The following is a 15,239-nucleotide window of genomic DNA, read 5'->3' as shown; positions in this document are numbered from 1 at the left end:
GGGTCGGGGGTGGGCTGCGTCACACGTGGGCAGGCGCTCCGGCGTCAGGCGCCGGCGGGCTCGCCCACGTGCTCACGTACCCACTCGACGATCTCGGTGGTGGTCGCCCCGGGCGTGAAGATGCCGGTCACGCCGATGCGCCGGAGCTCGGGGACGTCCTCCTCCGGGATGATCCCGCCGCCGAAGACGACGACGTCGTCGACGCCGCGCTCCCGCAGCAGCTCGGTGAGCCGGGCGAAGAGCGTCATGTGCGCGCCGGAGAGGACGGAGAGGCCGACGGCGTCCGCGTCCTCCTGCACCACCGTCTCGACGATCTGCTCGGGGGTCTGGTGCAGGCCGGTGTAGACGACCTCCATCCCGGCGTCACGCAGCGCTCGCGCGACCACCTTCGCCCCGCGGTCGTGCCCGTCCAGGCCCGGCTTGGCGATGACCACCCGGATGCGTTCGTCCACCACGGCTGGGAGCTTAGGAGCTACCCGCCCCGGGGAGTGGCGCGGGTCACGCCCCGGCGCGACGGGCCCGCCAGGCGAAGGCCGTGAGCCCCGTCAGCCCGAGGCCCGCGAGGAGCAGGCCGGCGCCGGGCACCGTCCACACCAGCTCGTCGGACGAGGCGGCGTCGCGCAGCCCCGCCAACCCCGCGCCGAGCACGGTCACGGCGACGGCGAGCAGCCCTCCGACCGCGGCCAGCCGCGGTCGCAGCGACGGCGCGATCACCGCGCAGAGCAGCAGCGTGCCGGCGAGCAGCAGCCCACCGAGCAGCGCGAGCCCCGGCCGCTCGAGCAGCGCCTGCGGCCCCTCCTGGGTCACGACGACCCGCATGCCGGTGGCCGGGTCGATCTGCAGCTGCTCGGGGACGTCGGCGGCGGGCAGCGCGAGGGAGAGCACCGCCGCCACCCCGAGCAGCACCGCGGCACCGGCCAGCACCGAGCGGACCGGGTCCAGGGGGCCGCGGTCGTCCATGACCGTCCGACCCCAGGCCGCCGCGCCGACGACGCCGGCGAGCGCCGTCAGCACCAGCGCGGCGACCCCGAGCACCCAGCCGGCCCCGACCTGGACGCTGCTGGTGAGCACCCGCTCGCCGGCCAGCACCTCCACGCCCGGGCGCGCCGTCGAGCTGCTGCCCCGGTAGAGCTCGATGAGCAGCTCCCCGACGGCCAGCGCACCGGCGACGGAGGCGTAGGCGAGCCCGAACTTCGGCACCGCCCGGCGGAGCAGGGTCACCCCGACCGCCAGGTGGACGAGGGGCACCAGCAGGGTCGCCAGCGCTCCCCCCACCCCGCGCACCTGGCGCAGCTCCTCCCCGCCGACCACGAGGTACGTGGGCACGGCCGCGAGCACCCCGGCCAGGCCGGCGAGCACCAGCAGCAGGCCGCAGAGCCGCACCGTTCCGGGCACGGCGCCGACGACCACCCGGTCCCCGGCGGTCACCGGGGAGGCGGCGCTCGGCGCGGCGGCCTCCCGGCGGGCCGAGGCCCTGGCCCGGGCCGTCCCGGTGCGGTCGGTCCGGTCGCGGTGGTCGCGGGTGGACACGTCTCCCCCTTCGGCAGCGTGGTCACGAACAGGACTCGATCGACGACCGACGATGTCAATCGTGTGACGCCCGACACATCAGCGCTTTACCGTCGGGTGAACGGAGCACACACGGGGGCAACGCACCGGCGGAGCGACCCGAACCCGCGGTCCCGCCGGGCGGCTCCAGACGGGGAGAACGGCCATGCGCCGATCGAGCGAGCTCGACTCTGCTCAAGGGTGGCACACCGCGGACGACGCCGAGGCCACGCCACGGGGACTGCGCGCCCTCTGCTCCCCGGCCGGGATCGCCGGCGGCCTGACCGAGCTCGCCTGGGTCGGCGCGCACGCCCTGATCTACCCGCTCGGCGCCCGCATGGAGCGGCTGCGCACCGACCCGGGCAAGCGGACCGGCGAGCTGCCCCCCACGGTCCGGGCCCTCTACGCCGTCGACCCGCTGGCCGCCCGCACCCCCGTCCTGCTGGTCCACGGGCTGATCGACAACCGCTCGGTCTTCGCCGTCATGCGGCGGAGCCTGCGCAGGCGTGGGTTCGCGTCCGTCTGCTCCTGGAACTACAGCCCCTTCCTCACCGACGTCGCGCGCGGCGCCACCGAGCTCGGCGAGCACATCGAGCGGATCTGCGAGCAGACCGGCCACGACCGGGTGCACGTCGTGGGGCACAGCCTCGGCGGCCTGATCGCGCGCTACCACGTGCAGCGGCAGGGCGGCGACCGGCGGATCGGCACGCTCGTGACGCTCGGCACACCCCACCGGGGCTCGGTCCTCGCCCACATCGCGCCCACGCCGCTCATCCGCCAGCTGCGCCCCGGGTCGCCGGTCCTGGAGGAGCTCGAGGAGCCCGCGCCGCACTGCCGGACGCGCATCACCGCCCTCTACAGCGATCTGGACCAGGTGGTGCTGCCCACGCGCTCCGGCCGCTGCGACCACCCCGATCTGGGCGCGCGCAACGTGCTCTTCCGCGGCGTGGGCCACATGTCCCTGCCGATCCACCGGGGCGTGCTCGACGAGGTGGCCGCGACCCTGGTCGGCGCCCGCGACCCCGGCGCCGCCGACGCACCCTTCGCCGCCGTCGCCTGACCGACCAGGCGCGGCTCCGGCGCCGTGTCGACTCGTCGACGTGACGACACGTGCACGTCGCGACACGCAACGTCCGGTGCTTGGTCGGGCCATGACGGATCGTTACGGTCCGATCACGGCGCCGGGACGACCGGCGGACCCCACTCGGGCGTCCTCGCCGTCGTCGCTCCCCCGACGGACGCCCTCCGGGCGCTCGCCGGGCAGGTCGTCCGGGAAGGTCCACCGTGACTCGCAGCAGTGCCCAGGTGCTGGAGGGACCGCCGTCCGACGTCGTCGTGGTGCCCCGGCCCCGCGCCGCAGCAGAGGGTCCGGTCCGCACGCCCCTCCCGACGCCCGCCCTCGCCGCCGAGGCCGAGGTCCTCGACGAGCCCCGCGCGCGGCGCCGCCTGCCCCACCCGCCGGGCCGCCGCGCCCCCCTCTGGCTCGCGGCGCTGGTCGCCGGAGCCGTGCTCGCCGGCATCCCGGCCGTCACCGGCGACCACGGGAACGTCTCCGCCTCCGCCTCGGACTACGGGCTCGGCGTCAGCACCGAGGTGAGCTTCGCCGGCGGCCTGGAAGGCGCCGACGCCCGCCGCGGCATCACCGAGGCCGAGGCCCAGGCGCGGCTCGGCGAGCTCGCCGCCTCGCGCGCCGCCCGGCAGCCCAAGATCGTCGCCCCGACGCAGGGCACGCTGACCACCTGCTTCTGCCGGCGCTGGGGGACCATGCACTACGGCCTGGACCTGGCCGCGCCGCTGGGCACCCCCATCGTCGCCGCGACCGACGGCGTCGTCGTGCGGGCCGGCCGCGCCTCGGGCTACGGCAACGCCGTCTACATCCAGGACGCCGACGGCAACGTGCACATCTACGGGCACATGCGCTACTACAACGTCTCGGCCGGGGACCTCGTCACCGCCGGCGACCAGATCGCCAAGATCGGCAACGAGGGCCAGTCCACCGGCCCGCACCTGCACTACGAGATCCACCGCGGCGGGATGGACGGCCGCCCGATCGACCCCCGGGCCTGGCTGGCCGAGCGCGGGGCCTTTGTCTGACCTGTCGGGCTCCGCCCGATCAACCGCGGCCAGCGGCCGTCCCGGCCTGCGTTGAGCCGTTTCTGCCACGCTCGTCGGGGACCCTCCGGGCCCATGACACCGTCGTCCTCCGGACGACACCGCGACCAGGTGCCGTCCCCTGACTGACGGAGCCGCTTCGTCCTTCGGTCGCGGAGGCCTCCGGCCCACTCCTCAGGACAGAGCTGACCCCCTACAACTTCACGAGGGGGGCGTAGCGGAGGACGAGGCGCTTCGTGCCGCCGGAACCGAAGTCGACCGTGGCCTGCGCCTTGTCGGCCACGCCGGTCACCTCGACCACGGTGCCGAGACCGAAGGCGTCGTGGCTCACCCGGTCGCCGACCTCCACCGAGACGATCTGCCGGTTGCCCACGCCGCCGCGCAGGCCGCCGGTGGACAGCCCCGTCGCCGCCACCCGCGTCTGCGCCGACCGGTAGCCGGTCGAGGGCGCGGGCACCGGGTCGGTCCGCTCCCAGTGGATGGTCTCGGCCGGGATCTCGTCGAGGAACCGCGACGGCGGGTTGTAGGCCGGCTGCCCCCAGCTGGTGCGCACCGTCGCCCGGGAGATGAAGAGCCGCTGGCGCGCCCGGGTGATGCCCACGTAGGCCAGCCGGCGCTCCTCCTCCAGCTCGCGCGGGTCGCCCAGCGCGCGCAGGTGCGGGAAGACGCCGTCCTCCATGCCCGTGAGGAAGACGACCGGGAACTCCAGCCCCTTGGCGGTGTGCAGCGTCATCAGCGTCACCACGCCGGCGTCGTCGCCGGACACCGGGATCTGGTCGGCGTCGGCGACCAGCGAGACCTGCTCCAGGAAATCGGTGACCGAGCCGCCGGGATTGGCCGCCTCGAACTCGGCGGCCACCGAGATGAGCTCGTTGAGGTTGTCGACCCGGCCCTCGTCCTGGGGGTCGGTGCTGGCCTGCAGCTCGGCGAGGTAGCCGGTGCGGTCGAGGATGCTCTCCAGCAGCGCCGCCGGGCCCGAGCCGGTCTCGACCAGCTGCTCGAACTCCTCCAGCAGCGCGACGAACTCCTGCACCGCCTTGAGGGAGCGGGTCGCGAGCGCGCCGATCTCCGAGCACCGCCGCAGCGCCGAGCCGAAGGCGATCCGCTCCCGGTCGGCGAAGGACTCGATGCACGACTCCGCCTTGTCGCCGATGCCGCGCTTGGGCACGTTGATGATGCGGCGCAGGCTCACGACGTCCGCCGGGTTGGCCACCAGCTTCAGGTAGGCCAGCGCGTCGCGGACCTCCTTGCGCTCGTAGAACCGCACCCCGCCGACGACCTTGTAGGGCATGCCGACGCGGATGAAGACCTCTTCGAACACGCGGGAGGCGTTGTTCGTCCGGTAGAAGACCGCGATGTCGGCGGGCCGGACCGCGCCCTCGTCGACCAGGGCGTCGATCTGCTCGGCGACCCAGGCGGCCTCGTCGTGCTCGTTGTCGGCGACGTAGCCCTCGATCAGCTCGCCGTCGCCCGAGTCGGTCCACAGGTTCTTGGGCCGCCGGCCGGTGTTCTTGGCGATGACGGTGTTCGCGGCCTTGAGGATGCGCTGGGTGGAGCGGTAGTTCTGCTCCAGCAGGATCGTCGTGGCCTGCGGGTAGTCGCGCTCGAACTCGTCGATGTTGCGGATGGTCGCGCCGCGGAAGGCGTAGATCGACTGGTCGGCGTCCCCGACCACGCAGAGCTCGGCCTGCGGGACGGGGCCCTCTCCCGTCCCGGTCAGCTCGCGCACCAGCATGTACTGGGCGTGGTTGGTGTCCTGGTACTCGTCGACCAGCACGTGCCGGAACCGGCGGCGGTAGTGCTCGGCCACGTCGGGGAAGGCCTGCAGCAGGTGGACCGTCGTCATGATCAGGTCGTCGAAGTCCATGGCGTGCGCCTCGCGCAGCCGCCGCTGGTAGAGCGTGTACGCCTCCTTGAGCACCTTCTCCGGCGCCGTCTGGGGGCTGAACGACTCCTCGTCGACGAGCTCGTTCTTGAGGTTGGACACCTGGTTGGACAGGCTCCGGCCGGGATAGCGCTTGGCGTCCAGGTCGAGGTCGCGGGCGACCATCGTCATCAGCCGGATCGAGTCGCCCTGGTCGTAGATCGTGAACGACGACTTCATGCCGAGCTTGCCGGCCTCGGCGCGCAGGATGCGCACGCACATCGAGTGGAAGGTCGACACCCACATCGACCGCGCCCGCGGCCCCACCAGCGCGGCGACCCGCTCCTTCATCTCGCCCGCGGCCTTGTTGGTGAAGGTGATCGCCAGGATCTCCCCCGGCTGCACCCCGCGGGCGCCCAGGAGGTAGGCGATCCGGTGCGTGAGCACGCGGGTCTTGCCCGAACCGGCGCCGGCGACGATGAGCAGCGGGCTGCCCTCGTGGACGACGGCGTCGCGCTGCGGGCCGTTGAGGCCCGCGAGCATCCGGTCCAGTTCCCGCCCGAGCGAGCCGGGAGCGGAGCGCTGCAGGGCGGCGGTGCCGGGGAGGGACTGCTGGAGGCTGCTGCTCATGAACACAGCTCCGCTGGGGAACCGGAAGCTCGGGAAGCGCTCATCCGTGCCACTGTAAGCCGGACGGGTGACGGTCCCCGCGGGCCCGGAACCGCCCGCACCACCCGCCCCACGCCCCGGCGCGGTGCGCACCCCGGCGGTGCTGTGGCACACTCGGCCCGTGCTCGCCACCGTCAGCTTTTTCTACGGCCACCGGGATCCGGTGTCCGTCACCGCTGGCTGAGCACACGCCGCAACAGACGCCCCGGGCCCGAGGAGCCCGGGGCGTTTCTCGTTCTCGGACCTCCCGGCCCCCACACCACCGAGGAACCCGATGAGCACCCCCACCGCCACCCCCGTCGCGGGCCCGGCCGCCCCCGCGGATCCCGCCGACCGCATCGGCACGCTGCGCGGCGCGATCGACGCCTGCGACGCCGAGATCATCGAGCTCGTCCGGCGCCGGCTGGAGATCAGCCAGGAGATCGGTGCGCTGCGCGCCGCCTCCGGCGGGACCCGGCTCTCGCTCTCCCGCGAGCAGCAGGTGCTCTCGCGCTTCCGCACCGCGCTCGGCCCGGACGGCGCCGCCCTGGGCATGGTGCTGCTCCGCCAGGGCCGCGGCCGCCTGTAGCGCCGGGACGGCGGCTCAGGGGCCGCTGCGCCAGACCTGCGAGTCCTCGTCGCCCATCGCGGCCACCTCGAACACCCGGCCGGGGCGGGCCTCGTTCGCCTCGTCGGCCAGCTCCATGCCGAGCACGAGGGCCGCGTCGAGGTCCTCGGCCTCGCACTCGGTGGCCACGCGCAGCACCGCGCGGTCGGGCTCCCGCCACAGCCGCAGCTCGGGGTCCTCGGGCCGCAGCACCGCGCGGAGGGCGTCGATCGCGGCGTCGTCCAGGGGCGCGGAGGACCGGAGCGCGACGGTCAGCGTGTAGCCGGGCACCCCCCGAGTCTGCGGGAGCGGCGCCCGGGCTCCGCGCCCGGCCCACCTACGCTCGCCGCGTGACCCTCCCCCAGCCGAAGCCCGCCGAGCACGTCGAGCGCGCTCTGTGCGTCCTGGCCCACCCCGACGACGTCGACTTCGGCAGCGCCGGCACCGTGGCGACCTGGACGGCGGCCGGCACCGAGGTGACCTACCTGATCGTCACCGACGGCGACGCGGGCGGGTTCGACGACACCCCGCGCGAGCAGATGGGCCCGCTGCGCCGGGCCGAGCAGGTGGCGGCGGCCGCGGAGGTCGGCGTCACCGACGTCCGATTCCTCGGCTACCCCGACGGCCGGCTGGAGCTGACGCTCGACCTGCGCCGCGACATCACCCGGGTCATCCGGCAGGTGCGTCCGCAGCGGGTGCTGACCAGCTCCCCCGAGCGGTTCTGGGAGCGGATCGGCGCGAGCCACCCCGACCACATGACCGTCGGGGAGTCGACGCTGCGCGCGGTCTACCCCGATGCGCGCAACCCCTTCGCCTTCCCCGAACTGCTGGCCGACGAGGGGCTCGACGCGTGGACCGTCGCCGAGGTCTGGCTGGGCGCCAGCCCGCGCGCCGACCACGCCGTCGACGTCACCGACGTCGTCGACCGCAAGCTCGCCGCGCTGCGCCGGCACGTCACGCAGGTGAGCCACGTCGAGGACCTCGACGACTTCCTCACCGGCTGGATGCGGCAGACCGCGCAGCGGCTGGGACTGCCGGCGGGCCGCCTCGCCGAGGCGTTCCACGTCGTCCACACCGCCTGACCCCGGGACGAAGCGCCGACCGCAACACCGGGCCCCGCCGGCGCCACGCGAACGCAACACCGGCCCGTATCGTGCCGCCCGAGCGGACGCGGGCCACCCCGGGCCGCGGCGTCCGGCACCTAGAGCAACCGGTTGGTCGCCGCCCAGCGGGTGAGCTCGTTGCGGTTGGAGAGCTGCAGCTTGCGCAGCACGTTGGAGGCGTGGGACTCGACCGTCTTCACCGAGATGAACAGCCGGGACCCGATCTCCCGGTAGGTGTAGCCGCGGGCCAGCAGCTGCATCACCTCCCGCTCCCGGGCGCTCAGCAGGTCCAGCCCGGGGTCGGTGGCCTCCTCCGCCGGCTCCGGTGCGGCGGCGCCACCGGCGGCGAAGGCATCGAGCACGAAGCCGGCCAGCCGGGGGCTGAAGACGACGTCGCCGTCGGCCACCCGGCGGACCGCGTCGAGCAGGTCGGGCCCCGAGATCGTCTTCGTGACGTAGCCCCGCGCCCCGGCCCGGATCACGGCGATGACGTCCTCCGCGGCGTCGGACACCGAGAGGGCCAGCCACTTCACCTCGGGCAGCTCACCGCGGAGGGTCTCCAGGACCGCGCGGCCGCCTCCGCCGGGCATGTGGACGTCGAGCAGCACGACGTCGGGTCGGGTGGTGCGGATCCCCTCGACCGCGGTGGCGACGTCGGCGGCCTCGCCCACGACGGCCACCTCCCCGCCCAGCTCGGCGCGCACTCCGGTCCGCACCATGGCGTGGTCGTCCACCACGAAGACCCGTGGGGTGCTGCTCTGCTGCTCGACCGGCGTCACGCGCTCCTCCTCGGCAGGACCAGCTCGACCTCGGTCCCCTCACCCGGCGTCGACCGGACCAGGGCCGAGCCTCCCAGCCGCGCCAGCCGGCCGTGCACCGAGTCCCGCAGCCCCCGGCGGTCGTCCGGCACCGTGCCCGGGTCGAAGCCCTTGCCGCGGTCCCGGACGAAGACCGACACCTGGTCGGCGGTCACCTCGGTGTACAGGTCCGCCGACGGCTCGCCGGAGTGCTTGGCCGCGTTGACCAGCGCCTCACGGGTCGCGGCGCCGAGGGCGGCGAGCTCCTCGTCGACCGGGGCGTCACCGACGACGACGGGGTCGACGGTCAACGCGTGGTCGGCCTCCACCTCGGCGACCATGCCGGCCACCAGCCCGGCCCACGTGCCGCCCTCGCGGACCGCGGCGGGGTCGTACAGCCAGGCCCGGAGCTCCCGCTCCTGGCTGCGGGCCAGCCGGCTCACCGCCTGCGGCTCCTCGGCGTTGCGCTGGATCAGGGCGAGCGTCTGCAGCACCGAGTCGTGCAGGTGCGCGGCGACGGCCGCCCGCTCCTCCGACCGGATGCGGGCGGCGCGTTCCTCGGCGCGGGAGTCGAGCAGCCGCCGCCAGAGTGGGGCGGTGGCCAGGACGACGCCGGTGAGGATCAGCAGGGTGGCGGCGAACCCGTTGCGTGCGTTGGCCAGCTGGCCGGTGGTGGCGAGCAGGAGGAACAACCCGACGCCGAGGACGGCGACCCCACCGGCCAGGGCCCAGCGCACACCGGCGACGGCGAGGGTCCGGTCGGTGTCCAGCTGCCGCCAGATCACGGTGAGCCCGCCGGCCAGCAGGATCAGCGGCAGCACGACGTCGGAGCTCGTCCACTGGCTGAGCTGGCCGAGCAGGCTGACGGCGATCAGGCCGAGCACGACCAGCGCGATCCACTGCCGGGCACCGGCCGGGCGCCAGCCCTCGGTCACCGCGGTCGGCTCCCCGGGGGCGGCGACCGGCATGGTGAGCCACAGCAGCGCGTAGGCGATGATCCCGAGCCCCGTCGTCGCCAGCAGCACGAACGCCACCCGCACGACCAGCGGGTCCTGGCGCAGGTGCGCGGCGGTGCCGGCCGCGACGCCGGCGACGAGGCGCCCCTCGCGCGGACGCGCCAGGGGCGGGCGCGGCGGCAGGCGCAGGTCGGTGGTCACGCTACCGATCGTCGCACCGGCGGCCCGCCCGCCGACACCGGTGATCACCCCGGAAAGGGAACCAGGGTCGGTTCGGGGGGTTCCCTGATGGTCACCGGCCCCGCCGGTCGGCACGCTTGCTGCCATGACCTCCGCACCCCCTCCCGCTCCCCCCGCGGTGGAGCCGCCCCCGTGGTCGCCCCCGCCCGACCGCGCCCCGTTGCGCCGCAGCCGCAGCGACAAGGTGATCGGCGGCGTCAGCGGCGGCCTCGCCGAGTACAGCGGCGTCGACGCGCTCCTGTGGCGGGTCGGCTTCGTCGCCCTCGCCCTCGCCGGCGGCACCGGCGTCCTGGTGTACCTGCTGCTGTGGCTGCTCATGCCGGTCGCGGCGGACGGCACCCCGTCGGCGCCCGGGCGCCCGTTCCTGCCGTCACGGGCCCGGGGGCCCGTGGCCCCCCGGTCGCCGGTCCCGGGCATCACCATCGCCGGGCTGCTGATCCTGATGGGGCTGCTGGCCCTGCTGTCCCGGCTCACCGGCTGGGACCCCGGGCCGGCCGCCTTCCTCGGCACGGCGCTGCTCGTCGTCGGCGCCGGTCTTGTCGTCGCCGCCGTCACCGGTGGCCGCACCGCCCGCGGGGGGCTGATCACCCTCGGGGTGCTCCTGTCCCTGGCGCTGCTGATCGCCACGGCCACGCCCTCCGGTGGGGACGGCGTCGGCGACCGGACGTACCGTCCCCAGACCGCCGCCGACGTCCGGGAGGTCTACAGCGGGGGCATCGGCGACCTGACCGTCGACCTCTCCGACGTGCCCCTCGACGACCTCGACGAGGCCCTCGAGGTGCGGGTCGAGCACGGCATCGGGAACGTCGAGGTGATCGTCCCCCGCTCCGCCGACGTGCGGGTCTCCGCGGACCACGGCGTGGGCGAGGTCGACGTCTTCGGCTCCACCACGTCCGGGAGCGGCTACGTCGCCGGCCTCGGTACCGCGGACTGGACCGACGACGGCGAGGCCGAGATCGAACTCGAGATCCACAGCGGTATCGGACAGGTGGAGGTGTCCCGTGGCTGACTACAGCGAGTTCCCGACCACGCCGACGGCGTGGCAGGAGCAGCAGTGGCAGATGGTCCGTCCCCTGGAGACCGAGGACCAGCCCGCCCCGGAGCCACGGCGCAGGGTCGACCTGGTCGCCCTCGTCCCGGGTGTCCTCTTCATCCTGCTGGCGCTGTCGGCGCTGGTCGGGGTCGACCTGCCGTTCAGCCTCTTCGAGGACGGCACCCTCCTCTGGCTCCTCCTCGTCGGGGCCGGCGTGGCCCTGCTGGTGCGGGAGCTCCGCAGACCGCGCAGCCGGGGCTGACCGGCGGGAGGGACGGAGGGCGAGGGCCCGGGAGCGACCGCTCCCGGGCCCTCGCCGCGTCCTGCGGTCACGCGTAGACGGCGAGGACCACCGTGCCCACGTAGATCAGCGGGATCGAGACGCCCTCGAAGCCGATCCACTTGCGGTCGCGCATGAGCAGCCCCGCGGCGAGCACGGCGGTCATGAGCAGCGTGCCCCCGACGAGGATCAGGCTGGTCGGGCCGGCGTCCCGGTAGATCGGGCCCTCCAGGTAGCCGACGTCGGCCACGGAGATCATCAGGATGTCGTAGACGTTGCCGCCGACGATGTTGCCGACGCCGAGGGTCAGCTGGCCCATGCGCACCGCCGTCAGCAGGACGACGAGCTCGGGCAGCGAGCTGATCGCCGTGGTGAGGGTGAAGCCGAGGACACCGCTGTCGAGGTCGGTCCGGGCGATGACGCTCAGCCCCGCCCTGCCCACCAGCCAGCCGGCCACACCGGTGACCAGGCCGAACGCGGCGAGCAGGCCCCAGAGCCGTGCGGTGGAGCGCTCGTCACCGTTCCCGTTCCCGTCCCCGGCCCCGGCCTCATCGCTGTCACCGTCGCCGTTGCCCTCGTCGTCGTCCGCCGTCTGGTCGGTGTGCTTGGGCTGCCACATGGGTTCGTGCTGCATCCGCCGGAGCAGCACCAGCCCGTAGCCGTAGAGCGCGGGGATCAGCAGCGTCAGGGGGTGGATCCACCCCAGCCGCAGGTCAGGGGTGGCGTACGCGATGACCGGGATCGCCAGCATCGCGATGAGCAGGACGGACTGGAGGACGTTCTGCAGCGACGCCGCCGCGTGTTCCAGGTTGACCCGCCGGTAGAGCAGGTCGGCGATCGCCAGCCACACCGTCTGCAGGGCGATGCCGCCGACGGGGTTGGCCAGGGCGAACCCGGGGTCGCCCTCGAGCGCGCCGGTGAGGACCGTGACGTTGCCCGGCAGCGAGGTGACGGCGCCGAGGAGCAGGGCGCCGCCGATCGCGTCACCGAGCCCGGTCCGCTCGGCGAGGGTGTCCGCGACCCGGGTGAGGCGGACACCGACGACCACGATGACGACGGCCATCGCGGCCAGCACGCCCAGGCTCGGAAGGAGCGGCCACGCCGAGGAGATCACTCGTCCTCCGGGTCCTCGACGTCAACGGCCGTCGTCAACCTGATCATGATCAGACCCGTCGCGCGCGCCGAGGCCACACGACGTCATGAAACCGCCAAGGTGACGTGCTGCAGCCCCCGGGGACGACGCGCTGGAACGGCCCCTGGTGAGGTGCCGGAACGGCCCCTCGTGAGGTGCTGGAACGGCCGTCCTGCAGGGGCCCGGCCCGAGCGTCAGCGAGGGCCGGGGGGCAGGAGGGTCCTCATTCCCACTCGATGGTGCCCGGCGGCTTGCTGGTCACGTCGAGGGTGACCCGGTTGATCTCCTCGACCTCGTTCGTGATCCGGGTGGAGATCCTCGCCAGCACGTCGTAGGGCAGGCGGGTCCAGTCTGCGGTCATCGCGTCCTCGCTGGACACCGGGCGCAGCACGACCGGGTGGCCGTAGGTGCGCCCGTCCCCCTGCACGCCGACCGAGCGGACGTCGGCCAGCAGCACGACGGGGCACTGCCAGATCTCGTCGTCCAGCTTCGCCGCGGAGAGCTCCTCGCGGGCGATGGCGTCGGCCTTGCGGAGCACGTCGAGCCGCTCGCGGGTGACCTCCCCGACGATGCGGATGCCGAGCCCCGGGCCCGGGAACGGCTGGCGCTGCACGAGCCGGTCGGGCAGGCCGAGCTGCCGGCCGACCTCGCGCACCTCGTCCTTGAACAGCGTGCGCAGCGGCTCGACGAGGGTGAAGGTGAGGTCCTCGGGCAGCCCGCCGACGTTGTGGTGGCTCTTGATGTTCGCCGTCCCGCTGCCGCCGCCGGACTCGACGACGTCGGGGTAGAGCGTGCCCTGCACGAGGAAGTCGACGGTCTCGCCGTGCGCCTGGGCGTCGGCGACGACGTCGGTGGCCGCCTGCTCGAACACCCGGATGAACTCGCGGCCGATGATCTTCCGCTTCTCCTCCGGGTCGCTGACCCCGGCGAGCGCGGCGAGGAACTGGTCGCTCGCGTCCACGACCCGCAGGTCCGCGCCGGTGGTGGCGGCGAAGTCCCGCTCGATCTGCTCGGTCTCGCCGGCCCGCATCAGGCCGTGGTCGACGTAGACGCAGGTGAGCTTGTCGCCGATCGCCCGCTGCACCAGCGCCGCGGCGACGGCGGAGTCGACCCCGCCCGAGAGCGCGCACAGCGCCCGACGGTCGCCGATCCGCTCGCGGATCGCGGCGACCTGCTCGTCGACGACGTTGCTCATCGTCCAGGTCGGCTCGAGCCCGGCGATGTCGAAAAGGAAGTGCTCGAGCACCGTCTGGCCGTGGGCGGTGTGCCGCACCTCGGGGTGGAACTGCACCCCGGCGAGCCGGCGGTCGACGTCCTCGAAGGCGGCGACGGGCGCACCGGTCGACGTCGCCGTCACGGTGAAGCCGGGCGGGGCCGCGCTGACGGCGTCGCCGTGGCTCATCCAGACGTTCTGCTCGACCGGGAGGTCCCCGAACAGCCGCGCCTGCGTGGTCACCGTCAGCGGGGTGCCGCCGTACTCGCGGTCGCCGGTGCGGGAGACGGTGCCGCCCAGGGAGGCGGCCATCGCCTGGAAGCCGTAGCAGATGCCGAACGCCGGGACGCCGGACTCGAACAGCGTCGGGTCCACCTGCGGGGCCTCGGGCGCGTACACGCTCGACGGGCCCCCGGAGAGCACGATCGCGGCCGGCTTGCGGGCCACGATCTCCTCGGCCGGCACCTCCGAGGAGACGATCTCGGAGTAGACGCCGGCCTCGCGGATGCGCCGGGCGATGAGCTGCGCGTACTGGGCGCCGAAGTCGACGACGAGGACGGTCGGGAACTCCACGCTCAGCCGCCGATGACCAGGTCGACCCGCTGGAACTCCTTGAGGTCGGAGTACCCGGTCTTGGCCATGGTGCGGGCCAGCGCACCGAACAGGTTGGTGCGGCCGTCGGCGTCCCGGGCTTCGCCGAGGAGCACGTCGGCCAGGGAGCCGGCCGGCTCGATCCGCGCGGAGGTGCCGCCGCGCGGCAGCCGCGGGTGCGCCGCGACCGAGTCCCACCACACCCCGCCACCGGGTGCCTCCGCCGCAGCGCGCAGCGGCTCCCCGAGCTGGACGGCGTCGGCGCCGCAGGCCAGCGCCCGGGCGATCGCGCCGCTGGTCTCGATCCGGCCGTTGGCGATGACGTGGACGTACCGGCCGCCGGTCTCGTCCAGGTAGTCGCGGCGGGCCGCGGCGGCATCGGCGATCGCGCTGGCCAGCGGCACGCGGATGCCCATGACGTCGTCGGTGGTCGAGTAGGTGTCCGCACCGACCCCGACGATCACGCCGGCCGCGCCGGTGCGCATGAGGTGCAGAGCGGTCGTGTAGTTCGCCGCACCCCCCACGATCACCGGGACGTCGAGGTCGGCGATGAACTCCTTCAGGTTGAGCGCGTCGCCCTGGCTGGTGACGTGCTCGGCCGAGACGATCGTGCCCTGGATGACCAGCATGTCCACCCCGGCCGAGAGCGCCGCGGGCGCGAGCTGCTCGGTGTGCTGGGGCGAGATCCGGATCGCCGTGGTCACCCCGGCGTCGCCCATCTCCTTGATGCGCGCGGTGATCAGGTCGGTCTTGACCGGCTCGGCGTAGACCTCCTGCAGCAGGGCCACCGGCGGGGCTCCGGCCGCGGCCGCCTCGGCGATCCGGCGGTACACCTCGGCCGGGTCGTCGTAGCGGGCCCACAGGCCCTCACCGTTGAGCACCCCGAGGCCACCGGCCTGGCCGACGGCGATCGCCGTCGCCGGGCTCATGACCGCGTCGCTGGGGCTGGTGACCAGCGGGATCTCGAACCGGAAGGCGTCGATCTGCCAGGCGGTCGAGACGTCGTCGACGTCGCGGGTGCGGCGGGACGGGACGATGGACACCTCGTCCAGGTCGTAGCCCCGGCGGGCGAAGCGGTTGAGGCCGATCTCGACGGTGTCGCGCACGTTCACGGT

General features: G+C 74.2%; 15 protein-coding genes. 6 read left to right on the top strand and 9 right to left on the bottom strand.

Going from position 1 to position 15,239, the window contains the following annotated elements; genetic code table 11:
* Window positions 1-44: 44 nt before the first annotated feature.
* Together ACI794_RS04280 and ACI794_RS04275 are read right to left on the bottom strand one after the other, a co-directional pair.
* Complete coding sequence (locus tag ACI794_RS04280; protein ID WP_456579607.1) at window positions 45-455, bottom strand: cobalamin B12-binding domain-containing protein; 411 nt, start codon at window positions 453-455, stop codon at window positions 45-47.
* Between the two features lie 43 nt (window positions 456-498).
* A complete protein-coding gene (locus tag ACI794_RS04275) occupies window positions 499-1,530 on the bottom strand; it encodes a hypothetical protein (RefSeq protein WP_456603951.1) in 1,032 nt (343 codons plus the stop codon).
* Between the two features lie 184 nt (window positions 1,531-1,714).
* Here ACI794_RS04275 and ACI794_RS04270 point away from each other — a divergent pair, with 184 nt between their 5' ends.
* Window positions 1,715-2,608 (top strand): esterase/lipase family protein, encoded by an 894-nt coding sequence (locus tag ACI794_RS04270; RefSeq protein ID WP_456603950.1) that lies wholly within the window; start codon window positions 1,715-1,717, stop codon window positions 2,606-2,608.
* A gap of 224 nt (window positions 2,609-2,832) precedes the next feature.
* The gene (locus ACI794_RS04265) at window positions 2,833-3,642 is read left to right on the top strand and encodes a M23 family metallopeptidase (protein WP_456603949.1); all 810 of its coding nucleotides are present in this window, start codon (window positions 2,833-2,835) and stop codon (window positions 3,640-3,642) included.
* Window positions 3,643-3,853: 211 nt separating this feature from the next.
* Here ACI794_RS04265 and pcrA read toward each other — a convergent pair whose 3' ends face one another.
* Window positions 3,854-6,154: a DNA helicase PcrA gene (gene pcrA, locus ACI794_RS04260; RefSeq protein WP_456579611.1), complete on the bottom strand. Its 2,301-nt coding sequence runs from the start codon at window positions 6,152-6,154 to the stop codon at window positions 3,854-3,856.
* Window positions 6,155-6,467: 313 nt separating this feature from the next.
* Here pcrA and ACI794_RS04255 point away from each other — a divergent pair, with 313 nt between their 5' ends.
* The gene (locus tag ACI794_RS04255) at window positions 6,468-6,761 is read left to right on the top strand and encodes a chorismate mutase (protein WP_456579612.1); all 294 of its coding nucleotides are present in this window, start codon (window positions 6,468-6,470) and stop codon (window positions 6,759-6,761) included.
* A 15-nt stretch (window positions 6,762-6,776) separates the two neighbouring features.
* On the opposite strand, the gene ACI794_RS04250 is transcribed toward ACI794_RS04255, so the two are convergent.
* Window positions 6,777-7,070: a hypothetical protein gene (locus ACI794_RS04250; protein WP_456615721.1), complete on the bottom strand. Its 294-nt coding sequence runs from the start codon at window positions 7,068-7,070 to the stop codon at window positions 6,777-6,779.
* Between the two features lie 59 nt (window positions 7,071-7,129).
* Between ACI794_RS04250 and ACI794_RS04245 the strand changes: the two genes are divergently transcribed.
* Window positions 7,130-7,861: a PIG-L deacetylase family protein gene (locus ACI794_RS04245; RefSeq protein ID WP_456603946.1), complete on the top strand. Its 732-nt coding sequence runs from the start codon at window positions 7,130-7,132 to the stop codon at window positions 7,859-7,861.
* Window positions 7,862-7,980: 119 nt separating this feature from the next.
* On the opposite strand, the gene ACI794_RS04240 is transcribed toward ACI794_RS04245, so the two are convergent.
* Together ACI794_RS04240 and ACI794_RS04235 are read right to left on the bottom strand one after the other, a co-directional pair.
* Window positions 7,981-8,661 carry a response regulator gene (locus tag ACI794_RS04240; RefSeq protein ID WP_456615720.1) on the bottom strand — a complete coding sequence of 227 codons (681 nt, stop codon included), beginning with the start codon at window positions 8,659-8,661 and terminating at the stop codon, window positions 7,981-7,983.
* Window positions 8,658-9,836, bottom strand: a complete 1,179-nt coding sequence (locus tag ACI794_RS04235; RefSeq protein ID WP_456615719.1) for an ATP-binding protein — start codon at window positions 9,834-9,836, stop codon at window positions 8,658-8,660. Before ACI794_RS04235 ends, ACI794_RS04240 begins: the two co-directional genes overlap by 4 nt.
* Window positions 9,837-9,960: 124 nt before the next feature.
* Here ACI794_RS04235 and ACI794_RS04230 point away from each other — a divergent pair, with 124 nt between their 5' ends.
* Complete coding sequence (locus ACI794_RS04230) at window positions 9,961-10,884, top strand: PspC domain-containing protein (RefSeq protein ID WP_456615718.1); 924 nt, start codon at window positions 9,961-9,963, stop codon at window positions 10,882-10,884.
* On the top strand, window positions 10,877-11,170 hold the full coding sequence (locus tag ACI794_RS04225) for a hypothetical protein (RefSeq protein WP_456603942.1): 294 nt from the start codon (window positions 10,877-10,879) through the stop codon (window positions 11,168-11,170). The genes ACI794_RS04230 and ACI794_RS04225 overlap by 8 nt, the downstream gene beginning before the upstream one ends.
* Window positions 11,171-11,237: 67 nt before the next feature.
* Here ACI794_RS04225 and ACI794_RS04220 read toward each other — a convergent pair whose 3' ends face one another.
* From ACI794_RS04220 to ACI794_RS04210, 3 genes are all read right to left on the bottom strand, one after another.
* Window positions 11,238-12,302 (bottom strand): sodium:calcium antiporter, encoded by a 1,065-nt coding sequence (locus ACI794_RS04220; protein WP_456615717.1) that lies wholly within the window; start codon window positions 12,300-12,302, stop codon window positions 11,238-11,240.
* 241 nt (window positions 12,303-12,543) lie between these two features.
* Window positions 12,544-14,106, bottom strand: a complete 1,563-nt coding sequence (gene guaA / locus ACI794_RS04215) for a glutamine-hydrolyzing GMP synthase (RefSeq protein ID WP_456603940.1) — start codon at window positions 14,104-14,106, stop codon at window positions 12,544-12,546.
* Window positions 14,107-14,108: 2 nt separating this feature from the next.
* A complete protein-coding gene (locus ACI794_RS04210; RefSeq protein WP_456615716.1) occupies window positions 14,109-15,236 on the bottom strand; it encodes a GuaB3 family IMP dehydrogenase-related protein in 1,128 nt (375 codons plus the stop codon).
* Between the last annotated feature and the right edge of the window lie 3 nt (window positions 15,237-15,239).

It is taken from the genome of Blastococcus sp. SYSU DS0541, from assembly GCF_054050875.1.
Note: the sequence above shows the minus strand (reverse complement) of the source record. Positions and strands in the feature narration are given on the sequence as shown.

What these genes read in the sequence shown, in the direction of transcription:
- ACI794_RS04270 (WP_456603950.1), top strand. Translation starts at nt 1,715, where the DNA reads ATGCGCCGATCGAGCGAGCTCGACTCTGCTCAAGGGTGGCACACCGCG.
- pcrA (WP_456579611.1), bottom strand. Translation starts at nt 6,154, where the DNA reads ATGAGCAGCAGCCTCCAGCAGTCCCTCCCCGGCACCGCCGCCCTGCAG.
- ACI794_RS04255 (WP_456579612.1), top strand. Translation starts at nt 6,468, where the DNA reads ATGAGCACCCCCACCGCCACCCCCGTCGCGGGCCCGGCCGCCCCCGCG.
- ACI794_RS04230 (WP_456615718.1), top strand. Translation starts at nt 9,961, where the DNA reads ATGACCTCCGCACCCCCTCCCGCTCCCCCCGCGGTGGAGCCGCCCCCG.